The organism is Hahella chejuensis KCTC 2396, from assembly GCF_000012985.1.
Classification (GTDB): Bacteria; Pseudomonadota; Gammaproteobacteria; order Pseudomonadales; family Oleiphilaceae; genus Hahella; species Hahella chejuensis.
The window spans coordinates 3,878,482-3,903,515 of record NC_007645.1 but is presented as its reverse complement, the minus strand read 5'-3'; the positions used below and the strand labels follow the sequence as shown (position 1 = coordinate 3,903,515).

The window sequence follows — 25,034 nt, the reverse complement described above, 5'->3', positions numbered from 1 at the left end:
GTGCAAATAATGAGTCAAGAAAAGCTGGTTAAAATGGATTTTGAGTCACTTCTAAAACTAATAGAGGAAGAAAATACTGATGCCTGTGAATTCTGTAGAAAGCAAGACTTAAGGGGATGGTCAAATATCACTCCAGATACTAGTAAAAATATCAAACCTATAGCAGAGTTTGAAGGCGCAGAAGAGTCAATAAAAAAGAATGGTTATACCGAGTATCACGTAGACGGTACAAATTATTGGAGCAAGGATGCTCCAATAGCCATTCATTTTTACCCTTACCATGAGTCATATATAAATGTTTGCATGATTTGTAAGGCGGTATTTTTAACCTATACCGAATATGCAGGCCATGGGCCGCAGAACAGGATCAGATATGTAGATAAAAAGCTTGTGACAGATAATTACTGAATTGTCAGTGATTAGACCATTATGCAGTATGCGCTGGGCCATAGCAGTAGGCGAACAAAGCTAATCTCCGCTAGCGCTAATAAAGGGAGCTATAAAGCGGTGGTTGGATGAATAAAAAAGAAACACTATGCGAAGCTATAGCAATAAATGAAGAAAGGCTTAAGCTAACGCCGGATTTTGAAATTTACCATAGTATAGCTAGGCAACTTAATTATTTGCTTGCGATAGTTGATGGAAAGGAAAAAGATGAAAGTAAGCTAGATAAGATAATTCTTGGGCATTTTGCTGTTAGAGAGTTTGAAGAGTCTGATCCAGAGTTGTCGCAAATTTTAAAGAAGTGTCAGAATATTGCATTTGATTTGGAGTTAGAAAGCTAAACGTAGGCCCATGCTGGTCTGTCTAGAAAGAGCTGTTAAGGAGTTTAAAGGAGTGAAACGCATAATTTATGCCCACTAATGATGCGAGTTTATACGAAAAGCCGACACTAAAAACCTTCAAAGGGTGTTGTCCTGGTTATCGACATTATTATGCGCTGATTGATTGTGCCAGTAATGATGGACTATATCCTGCGATTACCCAGAGCTCCTGCGATAGTTCTACTCTTTTTTGGCCAAAGGTTGGTGAGGAATTAAAAGCTGCATCTCCTCATATAGTCGAGCTGAAGGAAGGCAGCTTCAGCAACTGGTTGTTTGAAGAAACGTGGGGAAAAAGTTGGGGGATTTTTTTAGCAAGCAATAAGCCCATGCCTGATCTGGTGCGACATTTTCGGCGAATTGCTAAAGTTCGCGGTCCCAATAATGAGAACTGGTACTTTAGGTATTGTGATCCACGCTTTCTCGGTGCACTACTGCCAAGCTGCGATTTGACGCAGATAAACAAAATTATGGGAGATATTGGCGCTTTCTGGATGGAGGGTGACGAGCCTTCGTTTTCTCGTCGGTATCGGCGCAGGGGTATTGAGCTTGAAGTGCGTACTAGTAATGACACAGGAGCAGAGGTCGATTTATACATAACTGACCTTAGCAAACATCCCGAATCTAGTGGTCTGGGAATGAAAATTAGACCAGATCAACGGGATCTTTTGGCCAAAGTTAGTGCGGACGCATATGTTCGGCGAATGGTAAAACTGTTCAAGAGGCGTTATACGAAAAAGCTACAGCCTTTGAATGACAATGAGCTTTTTGTGCGTTTTGAGGCTGCAATCAAGCAGGCCCAAAGTATCGGCGCCACTATTCGCCAAGATGCCTTCTTCTTTCTCAATATCTGCGTGCTTTATGGTTGGGATTTTATGGATAACAAGTCCTTGTCCTGGATTCGCTCTGATTATCTTGAGAATAGAAACTTTGGCTCCTTGAGCCGCCGCCTGGAAGCGCTTTATTACTACTGTAGAAGTCAGCCAATAATGGAAGAAGTACTAGCATGATGGATGAAAGTGAATTCGAAAAGGAAGGCTTGGAGAGTGAGGCTAACCTTAATGAGGTGGCGGGAAGCTACTGTCCAAACAATAAATCTGAAACTGAAATTAACCAGAGACCAGACACAGCATATAAATACCCCCCAAGAACACGTGAGGCTCAAGAGGAAGCAAGAAAGGTTATAGAGTCGATGGAAGGGGTGATAAGTAAGAAAAGCAGCCCCGCAGTTAATGTCTTTACACATCAAGATGGGCGTATCAGTGTAGGTTTGTCAGGAAATGTGGCCTCAGAAAAATTTCAGAATAATAGAGAAAAGTTACAGCAGGTATTGGATAAGAAATACGGCTATGGGAAGTACAGTGTATGTGATAAAACACTAGGCGAAGAGGATGGTGTTGCTCAAATAGACGGAGGAAATATGCCGGGAGCTTGTGCAGAGCCAAAATGTGCTGTATCTGCCAGTGAAATAGATAGCCCGATAACTGGAATGTCAACTCAGTGGAGAGGAAAGACGGCTAATCCTCATGCGTATTCTGGACCTAATAAGGATGAAATAAAAGAATATATTAGTACGGAAATGAATCCTTGCGATACATGCTCTGATAAATATAATGAAGAAGTATATATGAAGAAGGCGATGAAGGCGATGAAGGCGATGAAGGCGATGAAGGGGTGAATATATGAGCTGGGCGCATGAAATAAAAGAAAAGTATCGCTGTATTGACGAAAATCTAGATAATTCGGTGCTAGGTGCTAGCGATAAAGAAATTAATGAACTACAAGATGCTGTCGGGAAGAAACTCCCGGAGGATTATGTAAGTTTTCTTGAAGTTTTTGGAGTAAACGATGGCGGGCTGTTAAGTAGTATTCCAGCATTTACGGATGTGAAAAACCTAATTCTAACTTATGAGGAAATTGACGAATTTCCTGAGGATTTCCCTGAAGGTGATTGGATGATTGTTGGTGCAGGACATGCAGGAATTGATCTTGCAATGAACGTATCTAATGGTCTTGTTCATTATAGTAGTTGTGGTGATATTGGGCAGTTCTATGCTGATAGTTTTAAAAAGTTAGTGTGTCAAAAAGCCTATGTGAAATACGAAATATTAAGTGATGCAGAAAGCGCGCATATATCATCTCCGGTTAAATCTGTTGAAGAGTGCCTGAAATGTTCTAATAAAAATGAAACATATAAAGAAATTAGCAGAATGTTGAAGGAGTTTGGTCCTCCTGTAGATGATTTGTGTGATCAGATTAGGATTGTTGGAGAAGGGGGAAATATAAAGTATTTCGCTGAGATTACTGAGCAAGGAGGACTAATGCTGTACTTTGGTGGTTATGGAGCTAATAAGGCGGCACAGAGATATGCGAAGATTATTGGGGCAAATATAAATTGAGATAGCGCTGCTTGTGAATGGCTGAAGGCTCAGTCATCAGTAACTTAGAGATTAGTTAGTTTGCTGCCTTACCCCTACAAAGGCTTGTTGGCTTCATGATCTGTTTTATAAGGTGTTTATGAACTCCTGCTTTAGCCGTATTGAGTTTTGACATATCTTTCCTGATAAATCCAGAGATTGGATAAATATGGCCGCTTTTATCTTGCCGGAGATGAGTTGATTTACTATGGCGATAATTTTGAGCAGTTTGTGGAAGTGACTTTTTTGGAAAGAGAACTGGCTTAGCTATCAGAGAGGAAGGCTCCACCTTCTACTGCTATAACAATCAAAATACTGGTTACGTTTTTGATTTAGAAAAAGGCTGGACGGGGAATCCTGAGCATCTGACTTTGGAATACATTAAAGCCCACAATACAGTGTGATGACAGCAGTCGCTTCACTACTAAACTGAAGGCATAAGAGGTAAATCTTGGTCTCTAACCCCAACACGTTTGAGTACGCCCCCAATCACAATGAAATTGATGACTTTTTCCGTGGTAAAGATCGGTATTTCGTGCGTAGTCCAGATTATTTTGGACATGTGCACGGGGCTAATATCAGTGGTCAAGTCTGCCGTTTTGTAGCGGAATCTGAAGAGAGTGGCGAGAAATTCGAAGAGGCTTTTTTGGCCTATATGGCAGGGCTTGACATGACGGGTGAGGAACTTTCTCATCTACTAGCGAACCTATCTTCTTATTTTGCGGAAAAGAACCGGGGACGGATGGCGGGGGTTAACCTCTTTTCGAGTCATGACAGCCCGGCGGCGCTACTCTTACGGCGTTATTTGGCTTTACTGCATCACGCAGGCCTATATGACGCAGTGAAGCCTGAACTGGAGATTCATGCGAGTTATATCGAAAAGCTTGGAAGCGATGTGGTTTTTGCCTGTATGAGAGAGGTTGAAGAGGCTTGTTGAAGCTTATTTTTCAAGAGGCATATTTTTATATGCTGATGCAAGACGAAGAAAATTGGTATCTGACTTTTCTTTCGGGAGGGGGCGGGATATATGATATCAGCGTGAAGCTAAATGAGCAGGAAATTGCCAGGGTAAGGGATAATCAAGTCGCAGCAGGGCAATTAGCAAGGGAGTTTTTGCAGGATAGCACGCTGTATCAAGGGCGAAGAATTACGCCGTCCATCTATCCAAAACAAACTCCAAAGAACTAAATCGGTTCTACCATCGATAGGTAGGATCGGGTCAGGTAATCGCAAAATGGCCTGTACTGCTGTTTAGACCAAAGACTAAATTGGCTCAGCTGTATACCTCATATTTTATATTGAAGTGACATCAGAAGGCAGCGTTATTTCCTGCGTGGGTGGGAGTGGCTGTAGAAGTTTATCGTTAATTATTGAGATTAAAAATAGGCGCTTTTTTAAGTATGCTCTCCTATCTGTGATTTTTTCATGGATTATCAGACTGATTTTCCAAAACGAAAATTGGCGGAATTTTAAATAAAAGCATAAGGCATGACTATGAGAAAAGGCAGTGGAAAGCAAGTTCTTAATTGCATTATTAAGGAGCTGTCGACTAGGTTAACGCCTAATGAGGAACTGCCTAGGGCCACTGATCGTATAAGGGCGGGGATGCTTCTTCATGGCTCTACCTCTGATGAATCACTTAATCTTGTGAGTAAGCTGCATTGGGCAAGCACAGAGAAAGAGGGAGAGGTTATACGTCAAGGCATAGCTACGATAAATGGAAATGTTTTTGTTGCTGATTTATTAGACAGTATCTGGGCTAACGAAAATATTAGAAGGATGATACTGTCTGAATTTCCAGATTTAACACAAGACGACTATGAGGCCTGTCTTTTTTCTATCTGGGCAATAGTAACTTCAACTCAGATGTTTACTCAGCTTCTTTCTGTTGAAACCGATGATCAAATAGATGTTGAAGACTGGGTGCGTGTCGTCAGCAGGAAGCTTTCTTAATATAATGACGAAAATGGTAATAGATAGATTATTTATAATTACGATAATAATCAATTATCAAAAAATCAGCGCGTCGGTCAACCGCCACAGATTTACTTTTTCTTTTGAGGCGGCTTGTTGAAAGTTATTTTTCAAGAGGCGTATTCCTATTTACTGATGCAAGAAGGTGAGGATTGGTATCTGACTTTTCTGACTGGAGGGCCTTTTGTTCAGGATATCAGCGTTAAATTGAATGAGCAGGAAATCGCCAGTGTGAGGGATAACCAAGTTGCAGCGGCGCAGTTGGCAAGGGAGTTTTTGCGGGATAGCGCGCTGTATCAGGGACGAAGAATTACTCCTGCTATCCACCCAAAGCAAACTCCAAACGCGCCGTCTCATTGATGACAAGGGGGCGCTAAAGGATATGGCCCGTCGGCAATCGCCTTCCCGACGGGCTATGAGGAGTGAATCTAATCCGCCAGATGCTCTATGGCGTGGTCTTCATGCAGCTTGAGTTCTTCCTCCAGCTGTTTTTCCACCGCTTTGGGCGAACGGGTTTTGCGGGCCAGCAGGCTGTACGCCACAGGAACGATGAACACCGTAAACAGGGTGGCGGCGGAGACGCCCCAGAGGATGACGATGCCGATGACTGAGCGGGTTTCCGAGCCGGGACCGTCGGACAGCATTAACGGCACAGCGCCGGCGATGGTGGTCACCGCTGTCATCAGAATCGGCCTGAGACGGGCCATGGACGCTTCCACCAGGGCGTTATCGAAAGTGAGCCCCTGATCGCGTAGCTGGTTGGTGAACTCTACGATTAAAATGCCGTTTTTCGCCGCGAGACCCACCAGCATGATCAAGCCTATCTGCGTGTACAGGTTAAGCGAATTGCCGGTAATGTAGAGTCCGAGCATGCCGCCCGCTACCGCCAACGGCACGGTCAGCATGATCACGAACGGGTGCACGTAGCTTTCGAATTGCGCCGCCAATACCAGGAATACAATCAGTATGCCCAATACCAATGTGGTCGCCAGCGCGGTTCCCGCTTCGCGGAAATCGGCTGACTGGCCTTTGTAGTCAATCTGGGCGTGAGCGGGAAGCTGGGTTTCCACCAGATTTTCCAGATAGCTCAGCGCTTTGCCCAGGGTAAGGGAGTCCTCCAGATTGGCTTCCAGAGTGATGGCGCGCAGTCGATTGAAGCGATTGAGATTGCTGGAGTCGGCGAATTCGCGCAGGGTCACCACGCTGGAAAGAGGGATCAACTCGCCGCTGCGCTGTGATCGCACATAGATGTTCTGGATGCTGGCGGGGGTGCGCTGGGCGTCGCGTTCGCCCTCCACAATGACGTCGTATTCCTGACCGTTATCCAGATAGGTGGTGACGGTGCGGCCGCCGAGAACAGACTCCAGCGTGCGGCCGATATCCTGCACTTTTACCCCCAGATCGGCGGCGCGATCATAGTTGATCTGCACGGACAGGTAAGGGCGGGTTTCCTTGTAATCGAAGTCCACGCCGGCGAGGCCGGGATTGGAGGCGTCGATTTCCTTGGACAGAATATCGCGCCATTCCGCCAGTTCCTCATAAGTGCCGCCGCCGATGACAAACTGCACCGGCTTGGAGATGCCGCCGCCGAACCCCTGCCGCATGACTGGGAAGGCGCGTACGCCCGGCAAGTCCGATAGAGATTTGCGCACATCGTCCATGATGTCCCAGGCGGAGCGGCGTTCTCCCCAGGGACTCAGCGCCACCAGGGCGAATCCCGAGTTGAAGTTCTCAATATTGCCGAACCCGCGTGGGGCCCGCACCAGCACTCGTTGCGCTTCACCAGAGTCGACGAACTTCATCAGGCGACGTTCAATCTCATTCATGTAGTCGAGCATGTAGTCGTAGGTCGCGCCTTCCGGGCCGTTCACCAGAATAAAGAACGCGCCGCGGTCTTCTTTGGGCGCATACTCCTCCGGCAAATCTTTATACAGCCAGGCGGAGCCGGCGCAAATCGCCAGCATCAGGATAACGAACAACCAGCGCACCTTGAGACAACCCGCCAGAATCCTGCCGTAGACATGCTGTACTTTATGGAAGAAATGACCGCCTTCGCTCAGCCCCTGGGCCTTGTCGTCACTGGGCAGAATCTTCGAAGCCAACGCCGGGGACAGGGTGAGGGCGATGACGCTGGAGAACGCCACCGCGGCGGCCAGAGTCAGGGCGAACTCAGAAAACAGGCGGCCGATATCGCCCTGCAGGAAGGCGATCGGCACGAATACGGCGATCAGCACCATAGTGGTGGCGATAACGGCGAAGCCAATTTGACGACTGCCGCGGAATGACGCCACCAATCGCGTTTCGTTATGCTCGTGCATGCGACGATAAATGTTCTCCAGCACGACAATGGCGTCGTCCACCACCATCCCGATAGCCAGCACCAGCGCCAGCAGGGTGAACATGTTGATGGTGAAGTCGAAGGCGTACAGAGCGCAGAAAGTGGCGATCAGGGAAATCGGCACGGTTACCGCCGGCACAAGGGTGGCGCGCAGGTCGCGCAGGAACGCCCAGATCACCAGGATAACCAGCCCGATGGCGATAAACAGGGTCTTCACCACTTCATTGATGGCCCCTTCCACGAAAACGGAAGAGTCGTAACTGGCCTGCAGAGTCATGCCTTCCGGCAACGTCGGGTTGATGCGTTTGGCCTGGGCCTGCACCGCCCGCGCCACATCCAGCACATTGGCGGTGGATTGTTTGGTGACGCCCACGCCAACCATGGTTTCGCCGTTGCCGCGAAAGATTCCCCGCTCCTCGACGGAGCCCAGCTCCACCTTGGCCACGTCGCCGAGGCGAATGAGGTAGCCGTCCTGTCCAGCGCCGATCACCAGCTTGCGAAAGTCTTCCGGGGTATGGAAATTGCGCTCGGTGCGTACGGTGAACTGGGTGTCCCGGGATTCGATGCTGCCGGCTGGCAACTCTACGTTTTCCGCCCGCAGCGCGCCTTCAATATCCGTCACTGTGATGCGCCGCGCCGCCATGGCGCTGCGATCCAGCCAGATGCGCATGGCGTAAACCTTGCCGCCGCCGACGCGCACGCGGGCGACGCCGTCCAGTACCGACAGGCGGTCCACCAGATAGCGGTTGGCGTAGTCGGTCAGCTCCGGCACGGTCATGTTGGTGGCGGACAGGTTCAACCACAGGATCACATCGTCGCTGCTGTCTTCTTTGGCGATGTCCGGCGGTTCCGCTTCGGCGGGCAGGTTGTCGGCGATGCGGGAGACGCGGTCGCGAATGTCATTGGTGGCGGCGTCAATGTCGCGGCCGATGTCGAATTCTATGGTGATGCGGGAGCGTCCGTTGCTGGACTGGGAAGAAATCGACACGATGCCCTGGACGCCGGAGATGCGTTCTTCGATCACTTCAGTGATGCGGGTTTCCACCACATTGGCGGCGGCCCCGGGATAGTCGGTGGTGACGCTCACCACCGGCGGGTCGATGGCGGGATACTCCCGTAACGGCAGACGCTCAAAGCAGAGATAACCGAAGGCGATCAGCAACAGCCCGATGACCGAAGCGAACACCGGGCGTTTGACGGAGAGGTCTGAGAGCATCATTCGGTTTGTTCCGCCTGCTGTTCGCCTTGCAAGAGCTTGGCGACGTTGAGCGCGCCGTCATCCACCGCAATGACTTTCACTGCGGCGCCGTCGGAGATTTTCACCAATCCGTGGCTGACCACCAGATCGCCTTCGTTCAGGCCTTGCAGAATCTCCACCTTGCCGGCTTTGCGTGAGCCGATGTCCACCTGTCGGCGTTGCGCTTTCGATGTTTCGCCTGCGGTGACCAGAAAAACGTAATGGGAGGTTCCCACCGTTGAGATGGCGCTTTCCGGTATCACCAGAGCGGTGCGCGGGCGTGATTGCAGGTCCAGTTGCAGCAACATGCCGGTCAGTAGCATGCGCCCCGGGTTATTGAAGGCGGCCCGCGCCTGCACGGTGCGTGTGACCGGGTCGACACGGGGAGAAATACTCTTAAGTTCGCCTGTGAATGTCTGGCCGGGATAAGCGCTGGTTTCAGCTTCCACTTTTAACCCTGGCTTCAGGTTGGCGAGAAAAACGGAAGGGATGGCGAAGTCCACTTTGACGACGCTGAGGTCATCCAGGGTGGTCAATACGTCACTGGGCTCCACCAGCGCGCCCACGCTGATATGGCGCAAGCCAAGTACGCCGTTGAACGGCGCGGTAATCTGATGGGCTGCGATGCGGGTGCGAATGGCCTCGATTTCCGCCTGACTTTGATCCACGCGGGCGCGGGCAGCATCCAAATCCGCCTCGCTGCCGACGCGGCGGTTGTAAAGCTCCTGAGCGCGACGATAGGCGCTTTCCCGTTCCGCCTGCACCGCCAGCGTCGAACGCAGATTGGCCTGTTCTTCCTCGTCGTCCAGTTTGATCAACAAGTCGCCGCGTTTGACGCTGGCGCCGTCGTCAAAATGGACGCTGACGACTTTCTCTGTGATCTTCGGGGTGATGTTCACCGACTCGTTGGCGTTGACGGTGCCGAGGGCTTCGATTTTGTCGTAATAGGGCGCGGATTGCACGGAGGCGGCGACGACGGCAGTGGGCGGTTTGCCGGCGGCGTATGTTGGCGCTGCGATACAGCTACCAAGCAGGGCTGCTGCCAGCGCCCCGTTCAGCGTTCGTGAAAACATGTCCTGAGTCCTTAGCCTGAAAAAACATTAATACAAGCGCATCGTGCGCGCCGACGGATTCGGGCGGCCTGGCGTGGTGGGCTCGCTTAGGACGCTGACGGCGCCGTCAATATGGGCGTCATTGTTATACGAGAAAGGTTATCACTTTGGTTTGGGCGCTTCAGCAGAATTCTGCGAGCCTGAATTCTTCGTAATCATTTTGTCCAGGCGGCGTCATTTCTGGCCTTTGAAGACATCGGGCGCCGCGTTGAGTGCGTATAGAACTTATTTTTGACGGCGCCTGAAGCGGATGCCGCAGTCAACGGCCGGCGCCGGATGCTACAATCCCAATCATGAATCCGCAGCGCCAGTGCGTATTATTAATCAGGACAAATAGCTTCCTTCTATTTGTCTGCAACGACGGGGACTGCACAGGTCAGGCCCTGTCTCCCGCGGCTTGCCGCCGCGCAGGCGCATCCGTGCGCCTGATTATTAACATGCCAATATCATTGCCATATTAATAACAGAGGCCATAGCATGAATGCCGGCGACAGCTTCAAAACCCCATCCATCGTCCGCAGAGGCGATGGCGAAGTGCGTCTGGTTGGATTTGAACTGGAGTTCACCGGATTGACCCTGGAACAAACCGTTGCTGCTTTGAAACGTTCCCTGGGCGCGCAACTGATCTCCGGTTCGGCGGCGGAAAAGAAACTACAGGTGGAGTCGCTGGGGAAATTCAGCGTCGAAGTGGACTGGGACTACTTCAAACGTCAGGCCGCCCTGCAACAGGATGAGGAGGGTGACGAATGGGTGCAATTACTGGGGCAGGCGGCGAAGTTACTGGTCCCGATGGAGGTGGTGTGTCCGCCGCTGCCCATAACCGGGCTGACAGTGTTGGACCCCATGGTTTCCGCCTTGCGAGACGCCGGCGCGCAAGGCACAGAAGATTCTCCCATCGCCGCCTATGGCGTGCATATCAACCCGGAAATTCCCTCTCTGGACGCCGCCGCCATCGCTGCGTATCTCAAGGCCTTCAGCCTGTTGCAGTGGTGGCTGGTGGAGCGTCTGCAGGTAGACCTGACTCGGCGCATCAGCCCTTATATCGACCTTTACCCCGAATCCTACGTGCGACAACTTCTGTCGGACCCATCGCCGAGCCTGGATCGGCTGTTTATCGACTATCTCGCCTATAATCCTACTCGTAACCGCGCGTTGGATATGTTGCCGCTGCTGACGGAAATAGACGGCGAGCGGGTGCGGCGAGCGGTGGACGATGAGCGTGTTCAGGCGCGTCCGACCTTTCACTACCGTTTGCCGAACTCACTGATCGACCGTCCTGACTGGAGCCTGGCGGTTCCCTGGAACAGCTGGTGGGTGGTGGAGGAGCTGGCGTGTCGCTCTGACGACATCGAACGCCTGAGCGCCGCCTACCTGAGCGCGTGGCGTCCCTTATTGGGCGTCAGCCGTCATGATTGGATAGAGACTATGGAACAATGGATACAAGACTCCGGGTTGGCGTAACCGGCAGCGGCCGCAAGTGGTCGCCGTCCTGGTGGTGCTCGCAATTGGCGCTGCGCATGGCGGGCGCGCATCCAGAGCGCATCAGCGTGCGCCACCCGCCCAGCGGCATACCTCTGGACGCTTTGATCATTGGCGGCGGCGACGATATCAGTCCGGAGCATTACAACGGCGACATCAATGAGAAAGTCAAAATAGACCCTGATCGGGATGCACTGGAGATCGCCTGGATTCACAAGGCTCTGGAGCACAATATTCCGTTGTTGGGCATTTGCCGCGGCGCGCAACTGATCAATTGCGTACTGGGCGGGGCGTTGCACCAGGACATCCGCCATATGCGCAAGCTCACCTACAACCGGCCGGGATTGCTGCCCACCAAGCAGGTGCAACTGGAGACGGACTCCCGAGTCTCCACGGTTTGCGGCGCCAGCAAGCTGCGCGTCAACAGCCTGCATCACCAGGCCATCAAGGTGCCCGGCGCAGGCCTGAAAGTAGTGGGGCGGGATCTGGACTTTATCGTGCAGGCGGTGGAATGCGTCAGCGGGCGCAAGATCATCGGCGTGCAATGGCATCCGGAATATCTGTTTTACCTGCCGTCGCAGTTTGCGCTGTTTCGCTGGTTATTGCAGGCGCAACCGCACCGGAAGCACGCTCACGCGTCTTCCGGCAGAGGTTGAGCCGCGTTGTCGCCGAGGAACTTGTTCAGGAACTGACGGGTGCGCGCTTCTTTAGGGTTGCTGAACAACGTTTTGGCGTCCCCTTGCTCCACGATAACGCCGCCGTCGATAAAAATGGCGCGATTGGCCACGTCCCGGGCGAAACTCATTTCATGAGTGACGATCACCATGGTGCGCTTCTCTTCCGCCAGACTGCGAATCGTCGCCAGCACTTCGCCCACCAGCTCGGGATCAAGGGCGGAGGTGGGCTCGTCGAACAGAATCACATCCGGCTCCATGGCCAGGGCGCGGGCGATGGCCACCCGTTGCTGCTGTCCGCCGGAAAGGCGTTTAGGATAAGAGTCCTCTTTCCCGGTCAGGCCGACACGGGCCAGCAGACTGCGGCCTTTGGCGGCGGCCTGTTCGCGGGGCTCCTTCTTCACCACCACCGGGCCTTCCATCACGTTCTCCAGCGCTGTGCGATGAGGAAACAGATTGAAGTTCTGAAAGACGAAGCCGACATGCTGGCGCAGCTTGCGGATCAAACCTTGCTGCGCTCCCAGAGGACGATCGGCGTCGATTTCATAATCACCGACGCGGATGTGGCCGCCGCTGGGCTCTTCCAGCAGATTCATGCAGCGCAGCAGGGTGGTTTTACCGGAGCCGCTGGGGCCGATGATGGCGACGACTTCGCCGGGCTGAATATCCAGGTCGATGCCTTTCAACACCGCTTGTCCTTTGAACTGTTTGGTCAAATTGCGCAGGGTGATCATGGCAATCAAGCATCCTTTTCATGCAGGTTGACCCGGGCTTCCAGGCGGTTTTGCAAGTGCGCAAGCACACTGGCGAGCACCCAGTAAATCAGCGCCGCGGCCAAATACATGGTGAAAATTTCGAAGGTGCGGGCGGTGATCAATTGCGCCTGACGGAACAGTTCGGGCACCTGAATGGTCGCCGCCAGCGCCGTGTCTTTCACCAGTGAGATGAAACTGTTGCCCAGCGGGGGCAGGGCGGTGCGCGCGGCTTGCGGCAGTATGGTGCGATACAGCGTCTGCGTGCGGGTCATGCCGATGCTGGCGGCGGCCTCCCATTGTCCACGGTCGATGGAGGCGATGGCGGCGCGCAGAATTTCCGCCGCGTAGGCGGCCATATTGAGAGAGAAGCCAATCAGCGCGGCGGTCAGCGGTTCCAGACGCACGCCCAATTGCGGCAGTCCATAGTAGATCATGAACAGCTGCACCAGCAGCGGGGTGCCGCGGAAGAAGGAAATATAGACCCGGGCGGTCCAGTCCAGGGCGCGGAAACTGGACAGCCGCATCATCGCCAGCGTGAAGCCCAGAATCAGGCCGAAGAACATACCGCCGAGACTGAGCCCGACGGTGTATCCGGCGCCTTTCAGCAGGAATGGGGCGGAGTCCGCAATCAGCTTGAGGCTGCTTTCGATCATTGCGTTACGTCAGCCTTGAACCATTTCTCCGACAGTTTTTGCAGCGTGCCGTCTTCGCGCATTTTGGCGATGGCTTGGTCGATGGCCGCCAGCAGCTCGGGGTTGCCTTTGCGCAGCGCCACACCCGCTTCCTGACGAGAGAACGGCGCGCCGGACAGGGCGAGGGCGTCGCCGGTCTTGTTCAGCAGTTCGAAGGCGGCGAAGCGGTCGATCAGGATGGCGTCGATGCGGCCGAAGCGCAGATCCTGATATTTGGTGGGATCGTCGTCGTAGGTTTTCACTTCCGCCTGCGGTGAGTTTTCCCGCAACCAGGTTTCATAGTTGGTGCCCAGGCCGACGCCCACTTTCATGCCCGCCAAATCGGAAGGACCGTTAATTTCACTTTCCAGATCCTTGCGGGTCAGCGCCTGAATGCCGGAGACCGTGTATGGCGCGGAGAAGTCATATTTCTTTTTGCGCGCGTCGGAAATGGTCACTTGGTTGATCACCACATCCAGGCGTTCGGACTCCAGCGCTGCGAGCAGGCCGTCCCATTTGGTGGTCTGGTATTCCGCCTTCACGCCCAGCCGGTCCGCCAGCGCTTTGGCGAATTCCACTTCGAAGCCGGTGAGCTGGCCATTTTCGTCCTGATAGTTAAACGGAGGATAAGTGCCTTCCAGTCCAACCTGGATGGAGCCCCTTTTTTGAATGCTTTGCAGCAGGTCTTCCGCGGCGAAGCTGGGGGTGACTAAAGCGGAGGCGAGGGCCAGACCCAGGCCGCCAAGTACAAGAGTGCGACGTAAGCGATTGAATTTCATACAAGCCTCCCATGGCCTTTGATAAAGATCGGACAATTCTAGGTGTCTTCTTATATGCGATAAAATAATTAAAAATTATGTACTAATTCATTAAGTGAATAATGTTTTTCCCTGGTTTCGTGACAATGTCACATTTTTTCGTCCCAATAGTTAACTGCTCCCTGATCCGTCCCTTCGTAAACTGATTCCATCCTGATGACAGGCAGCGATAAAACACAGCGTCGTTGCAAAAGGTTTCCATTAGGCTGCGCCGCCAGTTTGTTGCGGAGCCCATGGATCATAAATGCAGGAGGCAGCTATGAAAACCATTCATTTTTCCATCGCCATTGTTTTGGGCGCGGCGATTTGCGCCAACGCAATTTATCTGTCGAGCGACCGTTCCAGGCCGGTTAGCCGCCACGTGGAAACCGCTGTGGCGCCATCGGCCGACAGGGTTGCAACCGTGGCTCCGAAACCGGCTGTCGCCGATGTGGAGACGCAGGCGCCAGCGGGCGCACCGACGCCTGCGGACGGGACCATTGCTGTCGCTGACGACGGAACAGTGACGATTAATGTGAACGCATTTCCGCTCTCGTTACTGACTAACAAGTTGGAAGCGCTGACGGGCGTTCGCTTTTATTTGGATGATCGCCTGCGGGACAGCAAGGTGACGCTGCGGGTCGTCGGCGCCGAGGTTTCCGAGGCCATGAAGCGCCTGTCTCAGTCCTATAATCACGCGGATCTCTATCACGGCGAATCCCTCGCGGCGATCAGTCTGTATCCGAGGGAGCAGATTGAGCTGACCGAATCTCTGCTGTTTCTTAACGCCAGTCTCTATGCGTCCGCGCCTGCGGAGGCGGTGGACGACAATCCCGTCACCCAGTATCGGACCAGTCTATTGAGCGCGACGCCTGATCAGGTGGGCGGGCTATTCGACCAGGGCCTGCAATCCAGCGATGCGGATACCCGCGCCATGGCGCTGAGCGCCTATGCGGAGCGTGGGGAAGCGGCTCCGTTCGACCAATTGAGCCGGCTGGCGCGTCTGGACCCGTCGCCGCTGGTGCGCGCCATCGCTTTCAATCAGCTGATGAGCCAGCAGGATATCGACGTAACAATCAGACGGGATCTGGCTCTGGCCATGCAAAGCGACAGCGATCCTTTCGTCAAAGAGCAGGCGACGGCCATTCTCACCTCTCTTTCTTCTACAAGCAGTGTGGCGGCTTTGACCGACAACGAACAACAGGCGCAGACGCCTTAACTGTTAACCGACCCCAAATATCCAGCGCATTTATCCGAAATTCACAGAGCACACATTCCCTCGTCGTCGCAGTCGCGGTTTTAGACGGCGAGCGGGCGGTGCGCGCCTCAATACGAGCAAACAAGAGGGCATTACTATGAAAACCAAACAGAGACTCATCTCCTTGACCGCGGGCGCGCTGTTAGGCGCAGCCTCCGCTTTCAGCTTCGCGGATGTGGAGTCCAGTGCTTACTACCTTAACCCGGTGATTTATGCTGACGGCGCGGCGCATGCTTTGCCGATCACTTCCGGCGGCGGAACCATCGCTTATGTCTATGTCAGCAACGTGGACACCCGGGCGGTGTTCTTCAACGCGGAGTGTTCCGTGCAGTCTGCGGACAATTACACTTGGTTCGATATCAACCTGGAGGTGACTTACCCTAACGGAAGCGTCTCCATTATTGCGCCATCAAACAGCGACAATGCGTTCTGCACCGGCCATGGCAATAACATTCTGGGGACCTGGAGCAGCAATGAAACCCATGGAACCTTCTACGCCTCGCAAACCGGCTGGTATCGCATTCGGGTGATCGGCCAGTTGATGGGCTACACCAATGGCGAACGGGTGCGCATGGATGACATGTCCCTGATTGTGATGGATTAAGGCCTGGGACTCCGCAATGCAGCAGAACGCCGCCTGAGCGGCGCTAAATAGCGGTATCGGGTTATTTGATGTCTTTGATGAAAACTGATGTCAGATCGACGTGAAACTGTCATCAGCGCCCGACGCCAGAAAAAGGAATTCTACATAAGGAGATCTTCAGGAATGCAAGCAGGAAGCGCACTGCATGCAAGGAACTGCAGAAAAAAAGAGGAGGTCGGCTTGCCGGCCTCTTCTTGTGTATCAGCCCTCCCGCAAGCCCCCCGCGCTATCAAAACGACGCTTTGAAAAATACCCATGAGCGCCGACTTTCTCCACTACTCCTGCGTTGCAAAAGGGAAAATCTGGAATTTAGTGCTATATCTTAAAGTTAGTTGAGATGCGCCCGGCGCATCCTGAATTGTTCCAACAGATCCTGAAATCAAGGCGTACATTCGGGGAGACGTCATGTCCATACGTTACAGGTACACCCTGTTTTTGATTGTGTTTCTGGCCATTGTCGGCGTATTTACGGCGTTAGGAATTCAGCAGTGGGTGGCGCCCACGCTGGTGCAGGGAGAACAGAGAAATATCAACAGCGTGCTGCATGCGCTGGTGCATGAGATTCTGTCGGAGCTGTCCGAAGTACAGGCGCAACAACGGGTGATCACCCAGACTGTACCGCTGCTGGAAAGCGACCAGATCGATAAGCAACTGGGGGCGATGATCGATCAGTACGGCAAGAAGCTGGTATTCGGCGGCGGCGTCTGGCCGTTGCCGCGCAAACGGGACAGCAATGTCGTCAAGAACAGCACCTTTATCCATCGCGACGGCAGCGGCAAGCTGGTCACCAATACCTACTGGAACTCCCCGGAATCGCAAAATTATTACGAGCAGAGCTGGTACAAAGACGGCTTGAACGCCCCTGTCGGGCAGTGCGCCTGGGCGCCGGCCTATCGGGATTCCGCCAGCCCGGAGGCGCGCACCAACTGCTCCATGGGCATTCGCGTCAACGGCGAAGCCTATGGCGTTTCCACTATCGATGTGACCCTGGGATTCTTTAACGGCCTGGCGGCGGAGAAGGAAAAAGAGCTGAACGGCCAACTGCTGATCTTTGAACGGGACGGCAAGATTCTCAACAACAGCAGCGGACTGCAGGGCGATGCGATTCTGAAGAACGTCAGCGAGCTGGCGTCGCAGTCTCCTTTTCTGGCGGAGGTCAAAGACTATCTGGGCTCGGCGTCCAATCAAGAAACTTATTCCAGCGAATATGAAAACGCCAAAGACGGCGAAGACTACTCCTTCTTTGTCCGCGACGTGCCCGGTACGCCCTGGTTGTTGGCGGTCAGTATCAAAACGTCTTTGCTGAGCGCGGCGACCGACTCGGTGATGACCACTCTGGCGGCGATTCAGATTCCCATTGCGCTGGCGATTGTATTCTTCGGCCTCATGGCCTTCACGCAACTAAGCAAGCGCCTGGGCGTGCTGCGCGCCAATATCGATATTCTCAGCACGGGCGAGGCGGATCTGACCAAGCGCATTCAAATCAGCAGTCACGACGAAGTGGGCAGCGTGGCGGAGTCGGTGAACACATTCATCAAGTATCTGGCGGCCATGATCGGCGAGCTGTCGGTTTCCAGCAAACAGATCTCCGGCATCGTGTCGGAGGTGGAGAAGCAGAGCAGAGAAAACTACCGCATGATGAACAAGCATGCGGGGGAAACCGAGCAGGTGGTCACCGCCGTCACGGAGATGGCCGCCACGGCGGAATCCGTCGCCAAGAACGCCACGGAAACCTCTACTTTCACAGAAGAAGCGAGCCGGTCTGCGCAGAAATCCAAAGAGACGGTGTCCCGGGCGCGGGGGAGCGTGGTGGACCTGAGTCGCCGCGTCACGGAGGCGGTGGAGAACGTCAACACCATGCGCCAGGAGGCGCAGTTGATCAGCAACGTCATCAATGTGATTCGCGGCATCGCCGAACAAACCAACCTGTTGGCTCTCAACGCGGCCATCGAAGCCGCCAGAGCCGGGGACCAGGGCCGGGGCTTCGCCGTGGTGGCGGACGAGGTCCGCGCCCTGGCCGCGCGCACTCAGAACAGCACGGAAGAAATCGACGGCATGCTGAATCGTCTTGAGAGCGGCGTGTCCGTGGTGGTGAACGCCATGTCCGGTATGAAGGACAGCAGCGAAGTAGTCGTGAAGGATAACGAGGAACTCACCTTGGGCCTGGACAAAGTGCTCAGCTCCTTCGATGAGATCAACGACCTGAATACTCATATCGCCACCGCCGCCGAGGAGCAAAGCCAGGTCAGCGACAAGATCAGCGAGAATATGTCGGAAATCTCCATGATCATCAGTGAGCTGACCAAACTGGCGCAGAATTCCGAGGCTTCCATGAATCAACTGTCCAGCGCCAACGAAGGGCTGAACGGTCTGGTGTCGCGATTCAAGTTGTAACGCGGCCCTTCTTTCTCACCCCAGTCGCCGCCGGAAAGCGCCTCCGGCGGCTTGACACTTACTCGAAAAATCAGCTAACTTCCCCCGCCTGACGCAAAGCGTCTGTTTTCATTCAGAATTTTTCATTTCATCCCTGTTTAAAAACAGCGGGATGGAATCGCTTAACAGCCTTTCAAGAGGTTTATATGTTGGAGATAGCAGTCATCCGATAACCCAACCCCTGTTTTGTCAGGAGTTTCGGTTATCGATACGCGCATTTTCGTGGCGAGCATGAACGCATGCTTGTCGTGTCGCATATTTGATTACTGCTACAGGTTCCAACATGAACATTTCCAAGCCGGAACAACGGACGTTGCACGTCCTCGCCAAAGGCGGCCGCATCATATTTACCCGCAATAGCTCAGGTAAGGTGACATTCGTTGAATGCTACACCCGCGAGGGCTATGTGCTTGCCGACTGCACGTTGCCGGTCTTCACTAAACTCAAGAACAAACGCCTTATCCATTCGAAAAGCGGAAAGCCTTATCAAATCAATATGGCCGGGCTGAAAGCCGTACGTCCGCAATTGGATAACCAGTAAACCTTCATTCCCTGGCGGCTGACCACAGCCCGCCAGGGATGTTTATGTTCAGCAGGAAACAACGAGACCGCGCATGAACTTTCATATTCGCAATGAACAGCCCAGCGATCTGGACGCGATTACCCAGGTTACCGAACAGGCGTTTCTGAACGCGCCCCATACCAGCCATACGGAACATCTGGTCGTCAACGCGCTCCGTAGTCGCGGCAAATTGACGATTTCACTGGTGGCGGAAGAGCAGGGCGAGCTGGTCGGTCATATCGCCATCTCTCCCGTAACCATTCAAGGCGATGACAACTCCGGACGACCCGGTTCCGCCAGCACCCCAAACTGGTATGGCCTCGGCCCGGTCTCCGTCCGCCCAGACCGACAGGGCGACTTATTAATCAGGCAGACAAATAGCTTCCTTCTATTTGTCTGCAACGACAGGGCCTGCACAGGTCAGGCCCTGTCTCCCGCGGCTCGCCGCCGCGCAGGCGCATCCATGCGCCTGATGATTAACATGCCAATATCATTGCCATATTAATAAAAAGCGTGAAACTTTCCCCCAAACTTGATTCCGCTCTTGTTAAGAAAACCAAGGCGGTTAAGCCGCTTCGGTTATCTAAAACTGAACGCTCAAGCATTGGGGGCAAGCTGAACCTGTCTAGCTGCTACAGCTGTTTGACTACGAGCGCCTCCGCTCCCATAACGGCGGTGGGGCTCAAATTCCACAGTATGGGCGTGTCGAGCAGCTCAAGCTTTTTCACTTTCGGCGCGCCATCGGGCGCCACCAGCGCTACCGCCCAAAACAGATAGCTGTCTTTACTGTTTTCATTCAGATAGTCGTCCTTCCACACAGAAGGCTGCCAATCCTTGCGGGCGCTTCCCTTTAACACTCGGTATGAGGTTGAGCCGTCTTCGTAGGTGACCTTGAGGGTAAAGTCACACCCCTGGCGTCGGCAGTAGTCGGAGTATTTGGCTCTGGCGCCGCTTGAGATATCGGCGTTAATGCTGTTGAGGCCGTCCTGATTGATCGCGTCAACATACTCAATGGCGTTTCCTTTGTACCGGATCGGGTTATAGAAGTGCGACGCGGCGTCGGTTCCCGCGAGGCTATAGGTGATCATGATGAAGTCAGTGGTTTTATCAAACGACACGGGGTAGTGCTCTTTGATGTGCCAACCCGCGTAGTGTTTGGTTTCTGGGACAAAGTCCGCCCAGTCGCCGTTGTCGTCAAGCACCTGAAAGCCATCGTTGGAGGGATTCATTCTGGCGCGATTACGCACCCAGCGCTGCATTTTTCCTGCATTAAAATCAGAGAATAACGGGAAGGCGGCGTCGGGGTCTTTTTGCTCGTCCGCAGAGTGCATCGGATCGAATCGATAGCAGCGTCCCTCCGGGGTTTTTTGGAAAACGCCTCCGCCTCTTTCTCCGTTACAGACGAAGTAGCGGGAAGTCGGCGCGGTAAGGGGGGAGCGGAAATACCCCTTGTGCTGATCGTACCCCCAGGCGGAGCCGCTTAAACTGCCCTCAGCATAGGGATAGTAGGGGCCTCTTAGATCTTTACTGCCGCTCAACGAGTGTGGAAGCCCTAATGCATGCCCGCCTTCGTGCCAAAGCAGTCCGAGAGAGGGATAACCCATAGACGCCCCTGAGCCTGTGTATGCCATGCCCCCAAACCCACGGGTTTTAATCGGGCCCGCTTTTGAGTGGTCGATGAGCATGGACGGGGCGAAGGTGATTTTGTTCAGCGCCATATCGCCGGTGGCGTATTCGATGTGCCAGACCATATCCAAAATCGGTTTGGAATAGTCGGGGTCCGCAGCGGATTCCACTTTCTTCGCCGGAGCCGATCCTGACGGCGGCGCAATCAGATAGTCCGATTCAAACACCCCCAACGGATGGTTAACGATATGGGTCTTTGAGAAGGGCATACCCGCGAAGCCCTGTCCGGCCGTGTCGGGGTCTGCGAACATCACTTTCAGATCGTCGATTTTAAACGGGATATTACTTTCATTGGCGCCATAGATCAGGAAGGGCAGCGATTGAATAGTGAGATCCAACTCGGGATGCAAAGCGGGAGTGACGATTTCCGATGCGCTCTTACCTTGCGCGACGACGCGGATATTCACGCCTTTAGACATGTCGTCAGACGGAATCACCGCCGACCAGGCGTCGTCCGAGTAGGGCAGATCGTCGCCCTCAGTGGGAGGAAGGTCGCTTGGCTTTGACAGGTTCAGGGAGGAAAGTAACTGATGGTTTTTATCATAAACGCGCACTTCCGCAGCCTGCACGGCTTCGTCGAAGGTGGCCAATACCAGCGTGTCTCTCTTTTCGACCAGTTGCAGCTCGCCGGATTCTTTAAGGTCCCAGCTAAGGCCTCCCGGAGGAAGAACATGCGACTGGGCGAACTCAACCGAACGCAGCTGCGTAGGCTCCAGGGCGGCGTCGTCCTCGTCATTGGAGGAGGCGTCATTATCTGGCGTTGTCACATCGCCATTACTATCGCCGCTTTCATGCGTCCTTTCCGAATTATTATCGTCATTCCCTCCGCAGCCGGACAACTGTCCAGCCAATACCAGCAAAACCATTACCATAGATAGCTTCATTAAAGCACCTCATCTATTTCGAACAGCGGTGAAAGACTTCTACACTGTCGAAACCACGACATATGTGAAGTTGGATGTTTATTCTTCTTTGAATCGTCGGCGCGATGACTGTGATGACGTCTAATTAGGCTGGGAAAGCAGCTGACCCATATTCCCGAATGAATCTTTGATCAGCAACTCTCTGTTTCGACAGTGCGGCGTCGCTCCCTGATACTTTTCCAAACATTTCGTACAATCGGATTGATTGGAAAACACACTGCTCCACCTGATAGATGTGACGCCATCATCTGCATTAAGGAGTAGTTTTTTGTACAACGAAACCTTAAAACCGGTAATCCATTGCAATGGGGCGACCCATTAGCCGATTAAGCTAATCGTGATAAGTTTCACCTACAACCCTCAACCACACCTGTTTTCCCCTACCGTGACCCAGCCCGCAAAGTTGAAGAAAATAGCGGGGCGATCTTGGTGCGTAGTGGTTTTTGTATGGGAATCAGTGCACTGGGATGGGGCGATTTGGCGTAATTTTGAGTGGCTGAGTGTTGCTTCATGTTGAATACTTGCGGGCTTGTTTTGACAAATTCCTACCGATAGATAGAGCTTGCTCAAGTAAACGGGCTACCTCTCTAAAAGTATCTAATGTGTCTTCTGAATTAGCTGGAGGCTCAATTTCGTCGTTCTGGACGATGGCCCCAGGTTTTAAGTCTTGGATAACAGCGTCAATAATTTGATGAAATAAGATAATATTGCGAGCTACTTCTGGCTTTATAGCGCCAATATTCTTGCAATTATTCTGATAAACTCTTGAATAGTGGGCTGGAACATCAATTATTATTTTATAATGAGTGATGGTTTTATCTGAATCTAAGTGCTTAATTGCTTCTTGTATTGCGGGCAAATATTTTCTTGTTTCTATAATGTCTATTAGTGCCGATATTTCTGAGATTAGACTGCTTTCTATTTGTATGGATTGAACTTTTTCTCTCCGTTTCTCGAAAATCCATGTGGGTATAAATGAGGCAAGGGCGCCCATTGCTGCACCACCGAGAGCTGCATAAAGAGGGAGCCATTGATTGGGTTTTTGCGACGTAATATCAATAATACTCTTTAAAGCATTAACAACTTCTTTTAATTCTTCTGGTGACATTTGTTAATCTCCTTGGTTGGCTTTCATTTAAGGCTAGATTGTAATTTGAATTAATATAGAAAGTTGTGCGTCATTTCTTCGTGATGTGCGCGGCTAGCATTTCGTATAGCCCGGCTGGTCCTTCGTCTTTAATGATCCCTGATGTGCTATGTCTAAATAATGTTTGCAAGATTAATTGCCGCTCATTTTCATTAATGGCGTTATCCTCCCTTAACAGTGCTAGGTAGGTTTGAATCATCGTAACACGTTCGTCGGCATCTGTTCTTAAATGTAAGTTGGATATGAAAATTTTACTAGAAATACGAGTCATCCATATTCCGAAAGTGGATATGGCCAACATGACCCCTAATTTCCATAGAGGGGTTTGGGCAGCTGCCTCCGTAAGAAATGACTTCGCAGCCCATATAAACCCTGCCCCCGTTGATGTACCTATTCCAAGAGTGAGTAAAGCCATACACGTCATAACATTTTGGTGGTGCTTTCGCTTATTTATCCAGTAGTTAACTGATGACTTTAAAGCGAGTTTCTTGTCGTAAACTAACTCAATGTTATCTAGCTCAGCTTTTGATTCTTTTAGTAGTAGTTCCAATGCACTTTTTGATTCTTCGCACTGATTTTTGCTTTCAATTATGATTTTTCTGAAATTATCTTTTAGTTCCTTTAAATCACTTTCATGAGTTCCTCTTTCCTCAAGATGAGATTTAAGTGATTTATTTAGCCTTCTTTCCCATTCTTCGATTTTTAGATTTAACGATCGGATATTTGGGGCGATACTTTCTACAGCGTGTCCATGGCGGAATTGTAGTCCCCAGTAGCAACCTTCAATAGCAGCGTTTGAGTTGGTGTTAACCTCAATCTCCTTTATGAACGCTAGCGCATATCCTGCGATTAACGATGTGGATTTTCCTTTTAGACTTAATATAAATATCCCTTCCTTTGATTTTGTTGTTGTATATCCTTTTTCTACAGAATTATGAATTTCTATTTGTAGGCCTTTTTTCTGTTTATGGAGTTCTTCTGGGTTCTCAGAGAAGGTAGGGAAATTATCGACAAACTTTCTGATTCTGTTTAAGGGGCTGCTGATTCTGTTCCAAACATCCGCTAGCGTAGCATCGTGTTTTTTTTGAATAGTTTCTTGTAGCCAGCCCCATGCATTAGCCTCTTTTGTGTACCACTCCTTTAGCTCATCGTAGGTTTCGAATGAGCGTTCTCCAATATCTGTTTTGAGTGTGATAAATGATCCAGGCGAGTCTTGGTCATCCATGTTTTATCCTTAATATCAATAGCATATGAATAAGGCGCTGTTTTTTAGGTTAGCCCTATTAAAGAAAGTTAGAACAAATTTCCACAGATGCATCTGACCACTCAAAATAAATTGGCTTTATTCATGCTGGTAGCCTTGAAGTACGCATTATCATGCATCTAATAGGGGGCCGGTGCTGCTTCTGCTTCTAAGGCTGTTGACGAAGCACGACCATCGACATAATACGCTTGGCGTCTTCGTACATGCGCTGGTACCTCAGCTCCTTATTTCCGACTTCAGAGGTCAAATTGAAGTTGAACGTAAGGTAGTAGCCAGCGCCCAATGGATAAGCCCAGTAATAGTTCAGGCCTCGGCCGACGCCTTCGCCGCGAATACCGTAGTGCAGCCAGTCGACGCCATTGATTTTTTCTCTGTAGTAGACCTCCGGCAGATGGGTGACTAACACGAGTTTCCCGAGAGGAATGTAGCCTTGGGCGCTCATTTCCTCTGGGTGCTCAAATGCGTATCGCGCCTCCCAGTTAGCGCCGGGTTTTCCGTCTTTGTTTTTCTCAGCTTCGTAGTAGTCCCACAGATCCTTTCTCAGGTATGTCTCCAGGCTATCGAGGTCTCCCTCGACTAGCGGGGAGTGAGGTTCTGCACGGTTAACGTCGATGGTGACGCTCATGTCGCTGAGCTTGCCGAAATGGCCTTGCAGGAATAACCCCCTGTAAGCCCACCATTCGAATTCCATTTGTACAAAAGCCCGGTTGAACCTTTGCATGGTTTCATATGAGCTAAATAGACTGGGCTGCAAATTAAGCTGCGTAGGCTTTGGCCTTCTTGATCTCCCAATATCAATCACATTTCCGGGTGACTTGTAGTGCAAGTCATAGCGCCCAATCC

25 protein-coding genes are annotated in these 25,034 nt (G+C 52.0%); 16 read left to right on the top strand and 9 right to left on the bottom strand.

Translation table 11 applies throughout. The features are described 5' to 3' along the window. The first annotated feature begins 9 nt into the window (after positions 1-9). The 9 genes from HCH_RS32460 (at position 10) to HCH_RS16830 (ending at position 5,572) form a co-directional block, all read left to right on the top strand. Positions 10-408: a hypothetical protein gene (locus tag HCH_RS32460; RefSeq protein ID WP_011397570.1), complete on the top strand. Its 399-nt coding sequence runs from the start codon at positions 10-12 to the stop codon at positions 406-408. Positions 409-515: 107 nt separating this feature from the next. Beyond that, positions 516-785 carry an immunity protein Tsi6 family protein gene (locus tag HCH_RS16865; protein WP_011397569.1) on the top strand — a complete coding sequence of 90 codons (270 nt, stop codon included), beginning with the start codon at positions 516-518 and terminating at the stop codon, positions 783-785. Between the two features lie 68 nt (positions 786-853). Continuing rightward, positions 854-1,831: a DUF4123 domain-containing protein gene (locus HCH_RS16860; RefSeq protein ID WP_011397568.1), complete on the top strand. Its 978-nt coding sequence runs from the start codon at positions 854-856 to the stop codon at positions 1,829-1,831. Then, complete coding sequence (locus HCH_RS16855; protein ID WP_011397567.1) at positions 1,828-2,499, top strand: hypothetical protein; 672 nt, start codon at positions 1,828-1,830, stop codon at positions 2,497-2,499. The genes HCH_RS16860 and HCH_RS16855 overlap by 4 nt, the downstream gene beginning before the upstream one ends. Positions 2,500-2,503: 4 nt before the next feature. Continuing rightward, the gene (locus HCH_RS16850) at positions 2,504-3,220 is read left to right on the top strand and encodes an SMI1/KNR4 family protein (RefSeq protein WP_011397566.1); all 717 of its coding nucleotides are present in this window, start codon (positions 2,504-2,506) and stop codon (positions 3,218-3,220) included. Positions 3,221-3,689: 469 nt separating this feature from the next. Next, the gene (locus tag HCH_RS16845) at positions 3,690-4,175 is read left to right on the top strand and encodes a hypothetical protein (protein WP_011397564.1); all 486 of its coding nucleotides are present in this window, start codon (positions 3,690-3,692) and stop codon (positions 4,173-4,175) included. Next, the gene (locus HCH_RS16840) at positions 4,172-4,426 is read left to right on the top strand and encodes a hypothetical protein (protein WP_011397563.1); all 255 of its coding nucleotides are present in this window, start codon (positions 4,172-4,174) and stop codon (positions 4,424-4,426) included. The genes HCH_RS16845 and HCH_RS16840 overlap by 4 nt, the downstream gene beginning before the upstream one ends. Before the next feature lie 306 nt (positions 4,427-4,732). Beyond that, positions 4,733-5,191, top strand: coding sequence for a hypothetical protein (locus tag HCH_RS16835; protein ID WP_041598731.1), 459 nt, complete (start codon positions 4,733-4,735; stop codon positions 5,189-5,191). 117 nt (positions 5,192-5,308) lie between these two features. After that, the gene (locus tag HCH_RS16830) at positions 5,309-5,572 is read left to right on the top strand and encodes a hypothetical protein (protein ID WP_011397561.1); all 264 of its coding nucleotides are present in this window, start codon (positions 5,309-5,311) and stop codon (positions 5,570-5,572) included. A 68-nt stretch (positions 5,573-5,640) separates the two neighbouring features. Here the strand turns inward: HCH_RS16830 and HCH_RS16825 are convergent, their stop codons facing one another. After that, positions 5,641-8,769: an efflux RND transporter permease subunit gene (locus HCH_RS16825; protein WP_011397560.1), complete on the bottom strand. Its 3,129-nt coding sequence runs from the start codon at positions 8,767-8,769 to the stop codon at positions 5,641-5,643. Then, entirely contained in the window at positions 8,766-9,860 is a 1,095-nt protein-coding gene (locus HCH_RS16820) for an efflux RND transporter periplasmic adaptor subunit (protein ID WP_011397559.1), read from the bottom strand. The genes HCH_RS16825 and HCH_RS16820 overlap by 4 nt, the downstream gene beginning before the upstream one ends. A 516-nt stretch (positions 9,861-10,376) precedes the next feature. Here HCH_RS16820 and HCH_RS16815 point away from each other — a divergent pair. Both HCH_RS16815 and HCH_RS16810 read left to right on the top strand, forming a co-directional pair. Further along, positions 10,377-11,360, top strand: a complete 984-nt coding sequence (locus HCH_RS16815) for an amidoligase family protein (RefSeq protein ID WP_011397557.1) — start codon at positions 10,377-10,379, stop codon at positions 11,358-11,360. Beyond that, the gene (locus HCH_RS16810; RefSeq protein ID WP_011397556.1) at positions 11,333-12,034 is read left to right on the top strand and encodes a gamma-glutamyl-gamma-aminobutyrate hydrolase family protein; all 702 of its coding nucleotides are present in this window, start codon (positions 11,333-11,335) and stop codon (positions 12,032-12,034) included. Before HCH_RS16815 ends, HCH_RS16810 begins: the two co-directional genes overlap by 28 nt. Here the strand turns inward: HCH_RS16810 and tcyN are convergent. The 3 genes from tcyN to tcyJ are packed head-to-tail and all read right to left on the bottom strand — an operon-like array spanning position 12,010 to position 14,257. Beyond that, positions 12,010-12,786 (bottom strand): L-cystine ABC transporter ATP-binding protein TcyN, encoded by a 777-nt coding sequence (gene tcyN / locus HCH_RS16805; protein ID WP_011397555.1) that lies wholly within the window; start codon positions 12,784-12,786, stop codon positions 12,010-12,012. The genes HCH_RS16810 and tcyN overlap by 25 nt on opposite strands. A 5-nt stretch (positions 12,787-12,791) precedes the next feature. Further along, positions 12,792-13,460, bottom strand: a complete 669-nt coding sequence (gene tcyL / locus HCH_RS16800; RefSeq protein WP_011397554.1) for a cystine ABC transporter permease — start codon at positions 13,458-13,460, stop codon at positions 12,792-12,794. Beyond that, positions 13,457-14,257 (bottom strand): cystine ABC transporter substrate-binding protein, encoded by an 801-nt coding sequence (gene tcyJ / locus HCH_RS16795; protein ID WP_011397553.1) that lies wholly within the window; start codon positions 14,255-14,257, stop codon positions 13,457-13,459. The genes tcyL and tcyJ overlap by 4 nt, the downstream gene beginning before the upstream one ends. A gap of 298 nt (positions 14,258-14,555) precedes the next feature. On the opposite strand from tcyJ, the gene HCH_RS16790 reads away from it, so the two are divergent. The 5 genes from HCH_RS16790 to HCH_RS34285 all read left to right on the top strand — a co-directional run bounded on the left by HCH_RS16790 (position 14,556) and on the right by HCH_RS34285 (position 19,676). Beyond that, entirely contained in the window at positions 14,556-15,494 is a 939-nt protein-coding gene (locus tag HCH_RS16790; protein ID WP_011397551.1) for a hypothetical protein, read from the top strand. A gap of 136 nt (positions 15,495-15,630) precedes the next feature. Continuing rightward, complete coding sequence (locus tag HCH_RS16785) at positions 15,631-16,137, top strand: hypothetical protein (RefSeq protein ID WP_011397550.1); 507 nt, start codon at positions 15,631-15,633, stop codon at positions 16,135-16,137. 444 nt (positions 16,138-16,581) lie between these two features. After that, positions 16,582-18,570, top strand: coding sequence for a methyl-accepting chemotaxis protein (locus HCH_RS16780; protein ID WP_011397549.1), 1,989 nt, complete (start codon positions 16,582-16,584; stop codon positions 18,568-18,570). A 322-nt stretch (positions 18,571-18,892) separates the two neighbouring features. After that, positions 18,893-19,150, top strand: a complete 258-nt coding sequence (locus HCH_RS16775) for a YjhX family toxin (protein WP_011397548.1) — start codon at positions 18,893-18,895, stop codon at positions 19,148-19,150. A 73-nt stretch (positions 19,151-19,223) separates the two neighbouring features. Then, complete coding sequence (locus tag HCH_RS34285) at positions 19,224-19,676, top strand: GNAT family N-acetyltransferase (protein ID WP_011397547.1); 453 nt, start codon at positions 19,224-19,226, stop codon at positions 19,674-19,676. A 127-nt stretch (positions 19,677-19,803) separates the two neighbouring features. Here HCH_RS34285 and HCH_RS16765 read toward each other — a convergent pair whose 3' ends face one another. The 4 genes from HCH_RS16765 to HCH_RS16750 all read right to left on the bottom strand — a co-directional run bounded on the left by HCH_RS16765 (position 19,804) and on the right by HCH_RS16750 (position 24,882). Further along, positions 19,804-21,741, bottom strand: a complete 1,938-nt coding sequence (locus HCH_RS16765; protein ID WP_011397546.1) for a M66 family metalloprotease — start codon at positions 21,739-21,741, stop codon at positions 19,804-19,806. A gap of 547 nt (positions 21,742-22,288) precedes the next feature. Beyond that, a complete protein-coding gene (locus HCH_RS16760) occupies positions 22,289-22,888 on the bottom strand; it encodes a hypothetical protein (RefSeq protein ID WP_049780978.1) in 600 nt (199 codons plus the stop codon). 70 nt (positions 22,889-22,958) lie between these two features. Then, a complete protein-coding gene (locus HCH_RS16755) occupies positions 22,959-24,152 on the bottom strand; it encodes a DUF6161 domain-containing protein (RefSeq protein WP_011397543.1) in 1,194 nt (397 codons plus the stop codon). Positions 24,153-24,339: 187 nt separating this feature from the next. Beyond that, complete coding sequence (locus HCH_RS16750; RefSeq protein ID WP_337998567.1) at positions 24,340-24,882, bottom strand: hypothetical protein; 543 nt, start codon at positions 24,880-24,882, stop codon at positions 24,340-24,342. Between the last annotated feature and the right edge of the window lie 152 nt (positions 24,883-25,034).

Excerpts from the sequence above, each read along its gene's own strand:
- HCH_RS32460 (WP_011397570.1), top strand. The coding sequence starts at position 10 with ATGAGTCAAGAAAAGCTGGTTAAAATGGATTTTGAGTCACTTCTAAAA.
- HCH_RS16765 (WP_011397546.1), bottom strand. The coding sequence starts at position 21,741 with ATGAAGCTATCTATGGTAATGGTTTTGCTGGTATTGGCTGGACAGTTG.
- HCH_RS34285 (WP_011397547.1), top strand. The coding sequence starts at position 19,224 with ATGAACTTTCATATTCGCAATGAACAGCCCAGCGATCTGGACGCGATT.
- HCH_RS16825 (WP_011397560.1), bottom strand. The coding sequence starts at position 8,769 with ATGATGCTCTCAGACCTCTCCGTCAAACGCCCGGTGTTCGCTTCGGTC.
- HCH_RS16850 (WP_011397566.1), top strand. The coding sequence starts at position 2,504 with ATGAGCTGGGCGCATGAAATAAAAGAAAAGTATCGCTGTATTGACGAA.
- HCH_RS16760 (WP_049780978.1), bottom strand. The coding sequence starts at position 22,888 with ATGTCACCAGAAGAATTAAAAGAAGTTGTTAATGCTTTAAAGAGTATT.
- HCH_RS16780 (WP_011397549.1), top strand. The coding sequence starts at position 16,582 with ATGTCCATACGTTACAGGTACACCCTGTTTTTGATTGTGTTTCTGGCC.
- HCH_RS16750 (WP_337998567.1), bottom strand. The coding sequence starts at position 24,882 with ATGGAATTCGAATGGTGGGCTTACAGGGGGTTATTCCTGCAAGGCCAT.
- HCH_RS16860 (WP_011397568.1), top strand. The coding sequence starts at position 854 with ATGCCCACTAATGATGCGAGTTTATACGAAAAGCCGACACTAAAAACC.
- HCH_RS16855 (WP_011397567.1), top strand. The coding sequence starts at position 1,828 with ATGATGGATGAAAGTGAATTCGAAAAGGAAGGCTTGGAGAGTGAGGCT.
- HCH_RS16810 (WP_011397556.1), top strand. The coding sequence starts at position 11,333 with ATGGATACAAGACTCCGGGTTGGCGTAACCGGCAGCGGCCGCAAGTGG.
- HCH_RS16820 (WP_011397559.1), bottom strand. The coding sequence starts at position 9,860 with ATGTTTTCACGAACGCTGAACGGGGCGCTGGCAGCAGCCCTGCTTGGT.
- HCH_RS16835 (WP_041598731.1), top strand. The coding sequence starts at position 4,733 with ATGAGAAAAGGCAGTGGAAAGCAAGTTCTTAATTGCATTATTAAGGAG.
- HCH_RS16785 (WP_011397550.1), top strand. The coding sequence starts at position 15,631 with ATGAAAACCAAACAGAGACTCATCTCCTTGACCGCGGGCGCGCTGTTA.
- HCH_RS16775 (WP_011397548.1), top strand. The coding sequence starts at position 18,893 with ATGAACATTTCCAAGCCGGAACAACGGACGTTGCACGTCCTCGCCAAA.
- HCH_RS16865 (WP_011397569.1), top strand. The coding sequence starts at position 516 with ATGAATAAAAAAGAAACACTATGCGAAGCTATAGCAATAAATGAAGAA.
- HCH_RS16790 (WP_011397551.1), top strand. The coding sequence starts at position 14,556 with ATGAAAACCATTCATTTTTCCATCGCCATTGTTTTGGGCGCGGCGATT.
- tcyL (WP_011397554.1), bottom strand. The coding sequence starts at position 13,460 with ATGATCGAAAGCAGCCTCAAGCTGATTGCGGACTCCGCCCCATTCCTG.
- HCH_RS16755 (WP_011397543.1), bottom strand. The coding sequence starts at position 24,152 with ATGGATGACCAAGACTCGCCTGGATCATTTATCACACTCAAAACAGAT.
- HCH_RS16815 (WP_011397557.1), top strand. The coding sequence starts at position 10,377 with ATGAATGCCGGCGACAGCTTCAAAACCCCATCCATCGTCCGCAGAGGC.
- tcyJ (WP_011397553.1), bottom strand. The coding sequence starts at position 14,257 with ATGAAATTCAATCGCTTACGTCGCACTCTTGTACTTGGCGGCCTGGGT.
- tcyN (WP_011397555.1), bottom strand. The coding sequence starts at position 12,786 with ATGATCACCCTGCGCAATTTGACCAAACAGTTCAAAGGACAAGCGGTG.